This window comes from Pseudomonas sp. CGJS7 (assembly GCF_036961695.1).
In genome coordinates this window covers 1-13,117 of record NZ_JBAMDI010000206.1, presented here as the reverse complement: position 1 = coordinate 13,117, position 13,117 = coordinate 1, and the positions used below count along the sequence as shown (strand labels likewise).

Sequence of the window (13,117 nt, the reverse complement as noted above, 5' to 3'; positions counted from 1 at the left end):
CCCGCGAAAGGGCCGGGCCTGCTGGCCAATCTCCACCCGCCGTTCACGGTTGCCGCCGCTCCCGTCTTCGCGGGTAAACCCGCTCCTACGCAGATCGGTGGTGGACACGCATCTGGGGTCGGACTCAGGTCGTCGTAGGAGCGGGTTTACCCGCGAAAGGGCCGGGCCTGCTGGCCAATCTCCACCCGCCGTTCACGGTTGCCGCGGCTACCGTATTCGCGGGTAAACCCGCTCCTACCAAGGTGGTGGACACATGCCGGAGATTGGGCGAGTCCATCGATTACATCCGACGGCGTACGGGTTCAGAAGATGTGGTTCAGCAGCCAGTACAGGCCGCCAGCCAACAGCATTGCCGCTGGCAGGGTCAGCACCCAGGCCATCAGCAGATTGAACAAAGTGCGTTTCTGAATCCCCGACCCATTGGCGACCATGGCGCCGGCCACCCCCGAACTCAGCACATGCGTGGTCGACACCGGCAGCCCGAACATATCCGCCGCGCCAATGGTGCACATCGCCACCACTTCGGCTGATGCGCCTTGGGCATAGCTGAGGTGGGTCTTGCCGATCTTCTCGCCAACGGTGACTACAATACGTCGCCAGCCAACCATGGTCCCCAGCCCCAGCGCGATGGCTACAGCCACCTTCACCCACAACGGAATATAGCGGGTGGCGTCGTCCAGCTGGGCCTTGAACAACTGCACTTGGCTGCGGGTGTCGGCATCGAATGTCACCAGGTGGTTTTTCTCCATGAGGCGGATGGCTTCACTGGTCAGGTACATGTCATTGCGCACGTTGGCCATGGCTTCAGCCGGTATGCGCTTGAGCGAGCCATAGCCTTTGACCTCTTCGCCGATCATCCCGGTCAGCGCCGCCAATGCCGGTACCAGGTGCGGGCTGGCCTTGGGCGCGGCAATGAACAGGGTCAGTACCTGGCGCGGGTCAGCCGGGGCCGCTTGCGGGTCGCTGCGTACCAGTGCCTGGCGGGTCACCTCGGCGACAGCGGAAAACTGCAGGGCCTGCCCGTTGGGCATGGTCTTGTTCAGCGCATAAGCCATCGGCAGGGTGCCGACCAGAATCAGCATGATCAACCCCATGCCTTTCTGGCCATCGTTGGAGCCGTGGGCAAAAGAGACCCCGGTGCAGGTCAGAATCAGTAGGCTGCGGATCCACCACGGTGGAGGTGTCTGGCCTTCCGGTGCCTGGTACAGCGCCTTGCGTTTGACCAGCGCGCGCAGGGCCAGCAGCAACAGGGCTGCGCAAGCAAAACCAATCAGCGGTGAGAACAGCAGGGCATAACCCACCTTGCTGGCCTGGGCCCAGTCCACGCCGCTGGTGCCGTCACGCCCATGCATCAGCGCATTGGCCACGCCCACGCCTATGATCGAGCCGATCAGGGTGTGCGAGGACGATGCCGGCAGGCCCAGCCACCAAGTGCCAAGGTTCCAGATGATCGCCGCCAGCAGCAGGGCGAAGACCATGGCGAAGCCGGCCGAAGAACCCACCTGTAGAATCAGTTCTACCGGTAGTAATGCGATGATGCCGAAGGCCACCGCGCCACTGGAAAAAAGCACGCCCAGGAAGTTGCACAGCCCAGACCACACCACTGCGACCGGCGCCGGCAACGAATGGGTGTATATCACGGTGGCTACCGCGTTGGCGGTGTCGTGGAAGCCGTTGACGAACTCGAAGCCCAGGGCAATCAGCAGCGCCAGGCCCAGCAGAAGAAACGGTGTGGCCGTGGTGATGACCGTACCGCTTGCGGTCACATCCTGCTTGAGGCTCCAGGCGGTGTAGGCGATACCAGCCAGCAGCAGGCTGAAGAACAACGTTAAGGTGGCACGCCCAGGCTTGTGGGAGAGCTGCGGGCGGGCGTCGTGTTGGGCCAGTAGTGGGCTGCTGGCCACTGACGGGGTTGCCATGGGGGCTCCGGTTGGCGTTGGGCGATGATGCCGAAGGCCTTGAGCATAGAAACAATTCGTAACCCGGCCGTGACCTCGGTCAATGAATTATCTAGGCTCAAGACAGACGGTAATGGCAGGAGACGCCCATGATTCGCTGCAAGCGTGTCTATGATGCGGTTGGAGATGAAGATGGCCAGCGTGTACTGGTCGACCGCCTGTGGCCGCGCAACAAACGCAAGGAAGACCTCCATGGTCAGTGGTTGCGCGAAGTGGCACCTTCGAATGAATTGCGTAAGGCGTTCCACCAGGGGGACGTGGATTTCGCCGGTTTTACCCAGCGTTACCAGCAAGCGCTGGCGGCCCACCCCGAACATTGGTATCCGCTGCTGGACATGGCCAGGAAGGGGACGCTGACATTGCTTTATGCCGGCAAGGACAGCGAGCACAACAATGCCCGGGTGCTGGCCGACTGGTTGGAAAACGAACTGGACAGGAGTGGCCCTGGCAGTTCGCCAGTTTGTTATGCCCAATGAGTGCGATGCGATGCCCTTACAGTTGATTCCCGCCCAAGACATCCACTGCACCTTCGCCCGCGACCTTACGCGCCGCGCCATGTTGCCCTACTACCGTGAATTCGACCTGCTGTGGATCGAGGACGCCTTCGATGCGGCCTGGGGCTGGCGCGAGCAGTGGCTGGTGATCGAAGGCGACACGCTGTTGGGTTTTTGCAGCCTCAGCCAGGACCGCCAGGCGCTGTTCATCCGCGAGTTGCACCTGTTGCCTGAGCACCGTGGGCGAGGGGTCGGTAGCTGGGTGCTGGAAGAACTGGCGCTGTGGGCCAGGCAGCGGCGCCTTCCTCTGTTGCGGCTGATGGTGTTCCGCAGCAACCCGGCCCGCCTGCTGTACCAGCGTCATGGCTTCGTCGAAATGGGTGAAGACGAATGCTTTGTACGGATGCAGCGAGATATCAACATAGTAGCTAAATGATGGCTTGTCGCGACCGCAGAGCATGGGCATAGTGGATCCACACCTTTACGGCTGCCTGCAGGCGGGCAGGCCGTACTTGAGGAGATAAGGGAAAAGGAGAAGCCCCTATGAACGGAATCGGTATGCGGCTGCGGGAAGAGCGTGAGCGGCTGGGTATGACCCAGCGTGTATTTGGCGATATCGGTGGGGTCGAGCCCAACGCTCAGGGTAAGTACGAAAGCGGTGAACGCACGCCGCGGCTAGATTACCTGGCGGCATTGGCGACCCGGGGCGTGGATGCGTTGTATGTCCTCAGCGGCCTGCGTACCCCGGCAGCGCTCGAAGGTTTGAACACGGATGAGTCCGGTTTGCTGGGGGCTTTTCGGAAATTGCGGTCGGATGATCAGGCGGCGCTCTTGCACCTTTTGGGGCGGTTGGCCAACGACGCCAAGCCCCGGCAAATAGTGCGGCCGCTTACTGTCGAACGTCAGTCGTTTCTGAAGGAAGCAATGCGTTAGGCCCACCGTGAAAAATTTTGTTAAGGTGGCGGGATCCAATCGCCCTGCTGACGAGGTGTGTGCTTGATTAGGGTCTTAGTGGTCGATGATCACGATCTGGTACGAACCGGTATTACACGGATGTTGGCCGACATCGACGGCCTGCAGGTGGTGGGTGAGGGAGACTCGGGCGAGTCGGCACTGAAGCTGGCCCGGGAGCTGAAACCGGACGTTGTGCTGATGGATGTGAAAATGCCCGGCATCGGCGGCCTGGAGGCCACCCGCAAACTGCTGCGCAGCCACCCTGACATCAAGGTAGTGGCGGTGACGGTGTGCGAGGAAGACCCGTTCCCCACACGCTTGTTGCAGGCCGGCGCTGCCGGCTACCTGACCAAGGGTGCAGGCCTTGACGAAATGGTCCAGGCCATTCGTCTGGCCTTTGCCGGCCAGCGCTATATCAGCCCGCAGATCGCCCAGCAGTTGGCGCTGAAACCGTTCCAGCCGCAGGGGTCTCCGTTCGACGCATTGTCCGAACGGGAAATCCAGATTGCCCTGATGATCGTCGGCTGCCAGAAAGTGCAGATCATCTCCGACAAGTTGTGCCTCTCGCCCAAGACCGTCAATACTTACCGTTATCGGATCTTTGAAAAACTCTCGGTCACCAGCGACGTCGAATTGACCTTGCTGGCCGTTCGCCACGGTATGGTTGACGCAAGCCTGTAAAACCTCATGTCCCAAGTCTTTGATGCCAGCGCATTCCTGGCGACCTGCAGCGGTCGCCCGGGCGTTTACCGGATGTTCGACGGCGAAGCCCGGCTGCTTTACGTGGGCAAGGCCAAGAACCTGAAGAAGCGCCTGGCCAGCTATTTCCGCAAGACTGGCCTTGCGCCCAAGACCGCCGCGCTGGTTGCGCGCATCGCCCAGGTTGAAACCACCATCACCGCCAACGAAACCGAGGCGTTGCTGCTGGAGCAGAACCTGATCAAGGAGTGGCGGCCGCCTTACAACATCCTGCTGCGCGACGATAAGTCCTACCCGTACGTCTTTCTGTCCGATGGCGAGTTCCCGCGCCTGGGTATTCACCGTGGGGCGAAAAAGGCCAAGGGCCGTTACTTTGGCCCGTACCCCAGCGCCGGGGCCATTCGCGAAAGCCTCAGCCTGCTGCAAAAGGCTTTTTCTGTGCGTCAGTGCGAAGACAGCTACTACGCCAACCGCACCCGGCCATGCCTGCAGTACCAGATAAAACGCTGCAAAGGGCCCTGCACCGACCTGGTGACTGCCGAGGAATACGCAGAGGACGTGCGTCATTCGGTGATGTTTCTGGAAGGGCGTAGCCAGCAACTGGGCAATGAGTTGAATGCCGAGATGGAAAAGGCCGCCATGGCGCTTGATTTCGAAAAAGCCGCCGAGCTGCGCGACCAGATCGCCTTGTTGCGCCGCGTGCAGGACCAGCAGTACATCGAGGGCGGCAGCGGCGATGTCGACGTCATCGCCGCCTTCGTCAACCCGGGTGGTGCCTGTGTGCACCTGATCAGCGTGCGCGGCGGGCGGGTACTGGGCAGCAAGAACTTCTTCCCGCAGGTGGGCATCGAGGAGGAGGTGGCCGAGGTCATGGCCGCATTCCTGTCCCAGTACTATCTGGGCAACGCAGAGCGCGAGCTACCCGGCGAGTTGATCGTCAATGTTGTTCACGAAGATTTCAACGCCATCACCGAAGCGCTGCACACGCTGCGTGGCCGCGAACTGACCATCAGCCACCGGGTGCGTGGCACTCGCGCCCGCTGGCAGCAACTGGCCGTGACCAATGCCGAGCAGGCGCTGAATGCCCGCCTGGCCAACCGCCAGCACATGGCTGCGCGCTTCGAAGCCCTGGCCGAAGTGCTGGGCCTGGATGAAGTGCCGCAACGCCTGGAATGCTACGACATCAGCCACTCCAGTGGTGAAGCTACCGTGGCCAGTTGCGTGGTGTTCGGCCCCGAAGGGCCGATCAAGTCCGACTACCGCCGCTTCAACATCGAAGGCGTCACCGCAGGTGACGATTATGCGGCCATGCATCAGGCCCTGACCCGTCGCTATGGGCGCATCAAGGACGGCGAGGGCAAGCTGCCCGATGTGCTGCTGGTGGACGGCGGTAAGGGCCAGCTGAACATGGCCCGCGATGTGATGCAGGAGCTGGGGTTCACCGACCTGACCCTGCTGGGTGTGGCCAAGGGCGTCACACGCAAGGCGGGTTTCGAAACCCTGTACCTGAACGATGTGCATCACGAATTCACCCTCAAGGGCGATTCGTCAGCGTTGCACCTGATCCAGCAGATCCGCGACGAAGCCCACCGCTTCGCTATCACCGGCCACCGCGCCCGCCGTGGCAAGGCCCGTCGAGTCTCCAGCCTTGAAGATGTGGCCGGGGTAGGGCCCAAGCGCCGCCGCGACCTGCTGAAACATTTCGGCGGCCTGCAGGAGCTCAACCGCGCCAGTATCGATGAAATCGCCAAAGCCCCCGGCATCAGTAAAAAGCTTGCCGAATCAATTTATGCCAGCCTGCATAGCGAGTAGAATGCCGGCTCAACTTGCAGCCAGTCGTACCGATGAATATTCCAAACCTGCTCACCGTTCTACGCGTCCTGCTCATTCCGTGCTTCATTCTGCTGTTCTACATGCCCTATCAGTGGAGTTACATGGCCGCCAGCAGCGTATTCGCCGTTGCCGCCGCCACCGATTGGCTGGACGGCTACCTGGCGCGTCGACTGCAGCAGAGCACGCCGTTCGGCGCCTTCCTCGACCCGGTGGCCGACAAGCTGATGGTGGCAGTGGCCCTGGTGCTGCTGGTGCAGACCCACGCCAACTTCTGGCTGACCCTGCCCGCCGCGGTGATCATCGGCCGCGAGATCGTGGTGTCTGCGCTGCGCGAGTGGATGGCTGAGCTAGGCGCGCGGGCGCATGTGGCGGTGTCCAACCTCGGTAAGTGGAAGACTGCGGCGCAGATGCTGGCGCTGGTGATCCTGCTGGGCAACCCGCCGGTGGTGACCTTCTGGGTGATTCTGGGCTACGGGCTGCTGCTGGTGGCAGCGGGGCTGACGCTGTGGTCGATGGTGCACTACCTGCTGGCCGCCTGGCCGCACCTGCGCGAAGGCTCGGAAAAAAAATAAAAGTTTTTTGAATCAAGGGGTTGACGCTGTTTTAGAAATCGCTAGAATGGCACCCATCACGACGCGGGAATAGCTCAGTTGGTAGAGCACGACCTTGCCAAGGTCGGGGTCGCGAGTTCGAGTCTCGTTTCCCGCTCCAAATAAAGATCTACAGGTTTCAGTCGAAGTCTGTAAGTCGTTGAAAAAAGGCCCTTCGGGGCCTTTTTTCGTTCGAATGCATTCTGCCTCAATACCCGCCCTCCACGAAATTCAAGTACAAACACCACAACGCGGCGCCCTGGCCGTGACGTCGTGTGCTACCTGGACATATCGCTGATCACGTCAGCGGGCATTTCAAAAATCTCGGGTGCGCTCAACAGGTCCACTGCGGACAGCAAGGCATCGGGATCGATTGGGTCTTCCAGGATCAGCGTGTGCTGGGTGTGATTGTCGGTCAGGCGCAGCGTGGGGGTAGCGTTGAATCCGTTCTCCAAGGCTTGCGCTTTTTGCGTGTTCACGACTTGGGCAGCCCGTTCGCCGGGCAGGCAGCGTTGCAGGGACGGGCCGATGTCCGGATAGTCGTGTCCAGCAGCCAACCCACGGCCGTTGCGTTGGGTATTCAGGTAGACCCGGAGCACGGCCCCCCAAACGCCTTCGCGACCCTCACGCTGGCCCATGCATTCGATCAGTCGCGCTTCCCGACTGGCGGCCGCTTCATGCTGGGGGAGGGGCAGGTGACGCCAGGCCAGGTTGACGTGATCGTTGGTGACGATCCAGCGTTGCAATTGCGGCAGGTAGCCCTGGCAGCGCGGGCATTCGAGGTCGGCGTAGAGGGTGATGGTGAAGCGCGCTTCGGGGTTGCCGTAGATCTGCTGCGGGCCATCATCGGCGGTGGAACGAAAAGGTAGCGGCAGCCACCAGCACAATGCCAAAACCGCGGCTGCGAGCCAGCCGCAGGCCCACTTTAGGTTGGTTGCACTCATCCGTTTGCGCATGTTGTTGCTCCTGGCAATTCCAGATCGAACGGCTCGAAACCGGTGCGCCGTTTCCATCCTGAGTCATGCGGAGGGCGGCATCGAGTCCACTGATGCCGAGTTGCTGCATGAGGCTATGACGCTGGCTTGCTCTTCAGGTTCCGTCATCGCCAGTGCCAGATACGAACGGGTGGCACGGTGCGGAGCAACGGCTCCTTCTTTGTTTCAACGATGTTTCGCTGAGCAGTTGCCCGTTGGCGTCGTAGCCGTATTCAGAGGGTGCCATCTTCAGTGCGCTTACTGACAAGCCGGCCGATGGCGTCCCGCTCGAAGTCGTGGCGGATGGCGGTCGTTCGTTGGGGGCATTTTATACATGCCCCGAAATGGGCTGGCGAGTCGTGGTGCCTTACGATTTTTTACGCGGGGTAGCGACGAAATAGGTTAGGAAGCTATTAGATAGATATTTTTCTCTAAAACTGACGGGGTCGGACTACCCCGCCGATTTGATCTTATAATTACGCTTTCGCTTGGATGCAAATTGGATTTGTGAACGGTCTGGTAGTTGATGTTGTTGTGGTTTAAGAAGTGCTTCAAGTTCTGCGCGATCTTTGTTAATTGTAATTATTGTAGGATGTATTCAATGCTCTTGATTTTTTCTGGATTTCTAATTAAAAACATTCTGAGTTGATTGCTTATTTCTTTCTTTTTTGAATGTAGTTGTAGTGTGTTTTTGTATGCTGCGGTGTATTGTTCTGAGTTCGTGATTCGATATATGATGTAATCAAGCCAGTCTGGAGATTTTTCTGCTAGGGATATCGTTGAGTCAAGTACGGCTTTGATGTAGTCCTCTACGTTAAAAGACTCAGCCATGCCTACGATGTCTTTCATTACATCTACATGTTCAGACTCGTCGTCCAAGTAAGAGAGAATCTCTGGAATGTACTGTCTGTCCCCCGTTAACGCCATTTTTTTAAGTGTATCCGTAAATTCGTCAATGGCGGTGTTTGACTCGAGTTGTGAATATTTATGGAGTTGATTTTTTAAGGACATGGCCGGCTATCCTTTTGGTTTTTCTGAAAAATGTCAGGGAATAGTGATTTGTTGAGATGTATCGAGTTTCGTAGTCCTTGTTTTATCGTGAGGTTGTACAAATTTTCTTTCCTGTAAATTTTTCTGGCATCCCAAATGTCTCTCGCTAAGGCGTCGCGTGGTGATTCTGACAAGAAAGGGGCTCTTTTAAACGTGCGTGTCAAGGAGTACCTCCCTGGACCAGAAGGGTAGATATAACAGGGGCGTCGCGGTAATGAACAATCTTGCCGGCCAGGCGACCGCTGCTGTCGTAGCGCGTGCGGGTGAATAGCCTGCCTTTGAGCCGCAGGACTTCGTCGTGTACCGCATCGCGCTCGACATCGCTGATGATTCGGCCGTTCAAGTTGATCTGATGCAGGTGAACACTAGATGTGTAGCAATTAAGGGCATTGCATATAGGCTCCAAGTTCGCGGCCAGTTGTTAGTTTGTGGCAACAAGTTTTTCTCAGGGGCTATCTGTTGTGCACCGGTTTTTTCTATGTTTCTTGGGGGCGCTAGGTGCCTTTGTGTGGTGCGCTCGTAATTCAACATGACGCTAGGTCCGCTTGGTTCTTGGGGGGTGCGATTGTCCTGATCGAGGAGCCGTATTTATAGGTTGTTCTTGTTGTGTCAGTGATTGCTCTGGGTTTGAATTTTTTTTAATAAAATCGAGATTTTGTAGTTGTTCAGAGGGGTGAGGGGTGGAAGATTGGCTATCTCATGTTCCGAGGCTTCTTCTTTTACGTTCAATGCGCTGATTTTCGTCCAGCTTTCTGGGGTTCCATATGCGAAATAATAATTCTTAAATCGATTTGTTTGTAGTGCTTCTTGATGGCCTATTATTCTCCAGTCTCCGGCTGGGTCTGTTTTTTTATCGAAGAGAGAGTAGCTGTCCAGCACGACCGGGTCGGTGAGGGGTTCTATGTGCTCAAGTTCTACTGGTGTTATTAATGGGTCCTTCTTTGCCATTCTGAATATTTCAGCTACATGGCCAGTGATTATTTTTGATATTATTTGTCCAAAATAATATCCACCGTCTTCCTGGGTGAAGCAGAAAATATCTCCTGCTTTTATGTTCTTTAGCGTAGTCCTTGTTTTTTTTTGCCATCCCCAGATGTTAGTTTTGTTCATTTGCATGCTCCACTTCTGAGATTTGCAGGAGTTCGTGTGAATTTTGCTTTGATTTCATTGTATGCTTGCTTGAAATATATTGCTCTATCGTCGGTTCTCGAAAGGTCGAAAGAATTATATTTGTTTCCTCTATTTGCGCTCGATGTGGGTTGCCCAATAATTCCCGTCCTTGTCTGGTATTTCTCGATGTAATATTGTTCCTGTCCTCTTGCTTGTCCGTAAGTTATATCACTTTTAATAGGGGCTATGGAGGATGATTTTGGTAGCCGACCAGACATTTCGTGTTCTGCAGCCCTTCTGTCTATGTCGTTAGTTATTCCGATATAATAAGGTTTCGTGGTCAGTGGGTTTCCATCGTAAAGGCCGTATACGGTATAGCCTGGCGTGTCTACTGCAATAAGGCCTAGAGGGTCAGACCAGGTTTTTGCATTTGGAGCGTAGCGATAGAGATTGATTCCTCCAGCAAGGCCAATTGGATCGTGCTGGGTGAACCGGCCTAGATTTGGATCGTAATACCTGTACACGTTGTAATGTAATTCTAGTTCTCGATCAAGGTACTGACCCTGGAACCGAAAATTTTGCTCTCGAGCATGCTGTGGATTGTTCCACTCGTAATGTGTCGCCCCCCAGCCCTGATAGTCGCTCTGCCAGATAGGCTTACCGTCTGAATCAGTCAGCTGCTCCGGGAGCCCAGCCAGATTGCTATGAAAGTAATAAAACGTCTCGTTGACCTGGTTGCCGTCAATCCGTGCCAGAGGTTCGTAACTGTTCGGAGAGTCGTACACATACAAACTAGCCAACCCACTCTGCACTTCTTGAAGCAAGCGCAACCCTTGCCAGTGAAACAACACCCGCCGACGTGGCTCTGGATAGTCCTTCTGATAAACCTCCTTGCTAATCCGCCTCCCCAGCGGGTCATAGGCAAACACCACCCGCTCACGCTCGCCACTGCGGTACTGCTCCACGCAAACCAGCCGCTGCTCGGCGTCATACTCGAAATACTGCACCCAATTGCTGCCGATCCGCTTCTCGCACAGCCGCCCAAAGCGGTCGTAGCGGTAGCGCTTGTCCTGATACACCAACACCCGGTTGTGCTTGATCAGGCCATTGAGCTTGGGGCCGTCGAACAGGTTGCCGGCCTTGTCGTACTTGTAATCCTCGACCTGCGTGGCCTGCCAGTTGGGGCGTGACTGCTGAACGGTTTGCAGTTGCTCGTTGAGGTCGTAGCCGTAACGGTTGTGTCCCGAATAGGTCTTGCCCGTGTGGGGTAGGTCATCAAAGCGGCCGATGATCTGTTCGAGATGCGCGTTTTCGTCATTGGCGGCGTTGGTCATCCCTCGGCGCTGGGTCTGGGTCAGTACCTCGGCAATCAGGTTGTCGCTGGCATCGTAGCGATAGGCCTTGTCCAGCAGTGGCAGCACTTCAGCAGGGGCATCGCGGTAGTGAATAGCCTTGCCGGCCAAGCGACCGCTGGTGTCGTAGCGCGTGCGGGTGACCAGTTTGCCTTGGGTCCGCAGGACCTCGTCGTGCACCGCATCACGCTCGAAATCGCTGATCACCCGGCCGTTCAGGTTGATCTGGTGCAGGTGCCCGCTGCCGTAGTACAGGTGGTTGAGTTCGCGTTGGTCGGGCAGGACTAGCGTCTGCAGGTTACCCAGTTCGTCGTAGCGGTACTGCAGCAAGCCAGCGCTGTTGGTTTCGCTGAGCAGTTGCCCGTTGGCGTCGTAGGTGTAGTCGAGTTGCTGTTTTTCTCCTTTGTTGTCTGTGAAGGTGATGGACAGCAGATTGTCGGCCGCGTCGTAGCGGTAGTCGGTAGTGCCATCTTCAGTGCGCTTGCTGACAAGCCGGCCGATGGCGTCCCGCTCGAAGTCGTGGCGGATGGCGGTCGTTCGTTTGGGGCATTTTATACATGCCCCGAAATGGGCTGGCGAGTCGTGGTGCCTTACGATTTTTTACGCGGGGTAGCGACGAAATAGGTTAGGAAGTTATTAGTTAGATATTTACCATTGTCGCCATTGTATTTTTCTGCAGCGTCCGGCCATGCAAAAAAATGGAGTTCAGGTTTGTCATCTGTCTGTCCGGTTTTACGATCTACTAGATAAACTCTTCTGGCTCCTGTTCTTAGTATTCTGAATGTTTCTTTTACAAAATAGTGAGTCTGCGGGTCAGTTTTTGGATCGTAGGATGATGATAGGCGCCCATTGCGGAGGGAAAGATTATCATAATCTGCGATGCTCGGTCTGATGTACTGAATTAGGCCAGGTCCAATAGTTGCTCCAAAGTAGGCATTATTAGTTTCGTTGTGAAAAATAAAATTTTCTATGTAATCGGTTGTGGGTAATATTGCTTTGTTCCATATGGAGTGCTGGGGGCTATCGCTACTGCAATCGCCTAGAGTGTTTTTCGTGAGGGGTTTTTTTGTAGGCCAGTCACCGATGTTAAGAAAGGTTATCTCGGGTAAGGTTGAGACTAATGCCTGAGAGAACTTGGCCTCATCCACTTTAGTCATGAATATTAGAAGGGTTGGGGTTTGGTTTGCCATGCGCGGTTACCTTATAATTATTTGGCCCGTAGGCATGTTTGTAGTATTTAGCGTGCCGCTCGGCACAACCTTCCCCTTGATGACGGTAATTACAATGGAGTTGGGGTCTTGTTGGATAATTCGACTTGCATTATCCCATTCGCGTTTGGACATTCCGTTCACACTCCCTTTATCAACTGTTTGAATGTATACTGTTCTGCCCTTGGAGTCTATGAATGTCATGTCTGTGTAAGAACCGCCGCTTCGGCCGGGGCTGCCGTGAAGGGGTCTCAAATATGTTTCTCTCAGCTCAATACCAGTGCCTACCTGTCGTCCACCTTCAGAGTGGTGGTGTGGAGAGAGTTTGTTGTCACGCAGGAATTGGTCTCTGACAGCATCCATATGTCGTTTGATTGCTGCATTTCCTCGACGACACAATCCAAGCGGGTCAATCCACGTGAGTGGGTTGGGAGCATATTGATAAAGGTTGAGCCCGCCGCTGAGTCCTATCGGATCTGTAGTAGCGAATCGACCAATGTCAGAGTCATAGAATCTGAGTGTATTGAAGTGTAGCCCAGTCTCACGGTCATAATACTGCCCTTGACGATGCAAGTTTTGCTCGCTGGCTTGTTGCAGGCTATGCCACTCATCAAACGGTTGTCCCCAACCTTTAAAGTCACTTCGCCAGATCGCGTTGCCAACAGAATCAGTCAGTTGTACCGGCAGGCCGGCCAGGTTGGTGTGAAAGTAATGTGTCGTTTCACTACCCAATTTGCCGTCTATGCGTGCCAGCGGTTCATAGCTATCCCGATTCGCATACACATACAAGCTAGCCAGCCCACTCTGCACTTCTTGCAGCAAGCGCAACCCTTGCCAGTGAAACAATACCCGCCGACGCGGTTCTGGATAGTCCCTCTGATAAACCTCCTTGCTG

Annotated in this window: 13 protein-coding genes and 1 tRNA gene; 7 read left to right on the top strand and 7 right to left on the bottom strand. The window is 56.1% G+C overall.

Annotation, left to right across the window (positions count from 1 at the left end; translation table 11 throughout):
• Positions 1-302: 302 nt before the first annotated feature.
• A complete protein-coding gene (locus V7787_RS50370) occupies positions 303-1,919 on the bottom strand; it encodes an inorganic phosphate transporter (protein ID WP_064493175.1) in 1,617 nt (538 codons plus the stop codon).
• Positions 1,920-2,047: 128 nt separating this feature from the next.
• Between V7787_RS50370 and V7787_RS50365 the strand changes: the two genes are divergently transcribed.
• From V7787_RS50365 to V7787_RS50335, 7 genes are all read left to right on the top strand, one after another.
• Positions 2,048-2,434, top strand: a complete 387-nt coding sequence (locus V7787_RS50365; RefSeq protein ID WP_104886387.1) for a DUF488 domain-containing protein — start codon at positions 2,048-2,050, stop codon at positions 2,432-2,434.
• Positions 2,435-2,444: 10 nt separating this feature from the next.
• The gene (locus V7787_RS50360; RefSeq protein WP_104887834.1) at positions 2,445-2,888 is read left to right on the top strand and encodes a GNAT family N-acetyltransferase; all 444 of its coding nucleotides are present in this window, start codon (positions 2,445-2,447) and stop codon (positions 2,886-2,888) included.
• A 107-nt stretch (positions 2,889-2,995) separates the two neighbouring features.
• A complete protein-coding gene (locus V7787_RS50355; protein ID WP_020192472.1) occupies positions 2,996-3,385 on the top strand; it encodes a helix-turn-helix domain-containing protein in 390 nt (129 codons plus the stop codon).
• Between the two features lie 63 nt (positions 3,386-3,448).
• Positions 3,449-4,087: a response regulator transcription factor GacA gene (gene gacA, locus V7787_RS50350; RefSeq protein WP_003251380.1), complete on the top strand. Its 639-nt coding sequence runs from the start codon at positions 3,449-3,451 to the stop codon at positions 4,085-4,087.
• A 6-nt stretch (positions 4,088-4,093) separates the two neighbouring features.
• Positions 4,094-5,917, top strand: coding sequence for an excinuclease ABC subunit UvrC (gene uvrC, locus V7787_RS50345; RefSeq protein WP_064493178.1), 1,824 nt, complete (start codon positions 4,094-4,096; stop codon positions 5,915-5,917).
• Between the two features lie 32 nt (positions 5,918-5,949).
• Positions 5,950-6,510 (top strand): CDP-diacylglycerol--glycerol-3-phosphate 3-phosphatidyltransferase, encoded by a 561-nt coding sequence (gene pgsA, locus V7787_RS50340; protein ID WP_010954882.1) that lies wholly within the window; start codon positions 5,950-5,952, stop codon positions 6,508-6,510.
• Positions 6,511-6,573: 63 nt separating this feature from the next.
• Positions 6,574-6,649, top strand: a tRNA-Gly gene (locus V7787_RS50335).
• A gap of 157 nt (positions 6,650-6,806) precedes the next feature.
• Here the strand turns inward: V7787_RS50335 and V7787_RS50330 are convergent.
• The 6 genes from V7787_RS50330 to V7787_RS50305 all read right to left on the bottom strand — a co-directional run.
• A complete protein-coding gene (locus V7787_RS50330) occupies positions 6,807-7,484 on the bottom strand; it encodes a DsbA family protein (RefSeq protein WP_336095048.1) in 678 nt (225 codons plus the stop codon).
• A gap of 600 nt (positions 7,485-8,084) precedes the next feature.
• Positions 8,085-8,513, bottom strand: a complete 429-nt coding sequence (locus V7787_RS50325) for an Imm30 family immunity protein (RefSeq protein WP_336095047.1) — start codon at positions 8,511-8,513, stop codon at positions 8,085-8,087.
• Positions 8,514-9,161: 648 nt separating this feature from the next.
• Positions 9,162-9,662, bottom strand: coding sequence for an Imm26 family immunity protein (locus V7787_RS50320; RefSeq protein ID WP_336095046.1), 501 nt, complete (start codon positions 9,660-9,662; stop codon positions 9,162-9,164).
• Complete coding sequence (locus V7787_RS50315) at positions 9,659-11,344, bottom strand: RHS repeat-associated core domain-containing protein (RefSeq protein WP_442965378.1); 1,686 nt, start codon at positions 11,342-11,344, stop codon at positions 9,659-9,661. The genes V7787_RS50320 and V7787_RS50315 overlap by 4 nt, the downstream gene beginning before the upstream one ends.
• A 260-nt stretch (positions 11,345-11,604) precedes the next feature.
• Positions 11,605-12,204 (bottom strand): hypothetical protein, encoded by a 600-nt coding sequence (locus V7787_RS50310; protein WP_140400444.1) that lies wholly within the window; start codon positions 12,202-12,204, stop codon positions 11,605-11,607.
• Between the two features lie 6 nt (positions 12,205-12,210).
• The coding region (locus V7787_RS50305) for an RHS repeat-associated core domain-containing protein (RefSeq protein WP_336095045.1) at positions 12,211-13,117 on the bottom strand (907 nt) is incomplete at its 5' end.

Excerpts from the sequence above, each read along its gene's own strand:
- V7787_RS50370 (WP_064493175.1), bottom strand. The coding sequence starts at position 1,919 with ATGGCAACCCCGTCAGTGGCCAGCAGCCCACTACTGGCCCAACACGAC.
- V7787_RS50365 (WP_104886387.1), top strand. The coding sequence starts at position 2,048 with ATGATTCGCTGCAAGCGTGTCTATGATGCGGTTGGAGATGAAGATGGC.
- V7787_RS50360 (WP_104887834.1), top strand. The coding sequence starts at position 2,445 with ATGCCCTTACAGTTGATTCCCGCCCAAGACATCCACTGCACCTTCGCC.
- V7787_RS50355 (WP_020192472.1), top strand. The coding sequence starts at position 2,996 with ATGAACGGAATCGGTATGCGGCTGCGGGAAGAGCGTGAGCGGCTGGGT.
- uvrC (WP_064493178.1), top strand. The coding sequence starts at position 4,094 with ATGTCCCAAGTCTTTGATGCCAGCGCATTCCTGGCGACCTGCAGCGGT.
- pgsA (WP_010954882.1), top strand. The coding sequence starts at position 5,950 with ATGAATATTCCAAACCTGCTCACCGTTCTACGCGTCCTGCTCATTCCG.
- V7787_RS50330 (WP_336095048.1), bottom strand. The coding sequence starts at position 7,484 with ATGCGCAAACGGATGAGTGCAACCAACCTAAAGTGGGCCTGCGGCTGG.
- V7787_RS50325 (WP_336095047.1), bottom strand. The coding sequence starts at position 8,513 with ATGTCCTTAAAAAATCAACTCCATAAATATTCACAACTCGAGTCAAAC.
- V7787_RS50320 (WP_336095046.1), bottom strand. The coding sequence starts at position 9,662 with ATGAACAAAACTAACATCTGGGGATGGCAAAAAAAAACAAGGACTACG.
- V7787_RS50310 (WP_140400444.1), bottom strand. The coding sequence starts at position 12,204 with ATGGCAAACCAAACCCCAACCCTTCTAATATTCATGACTAAAGTGGAT.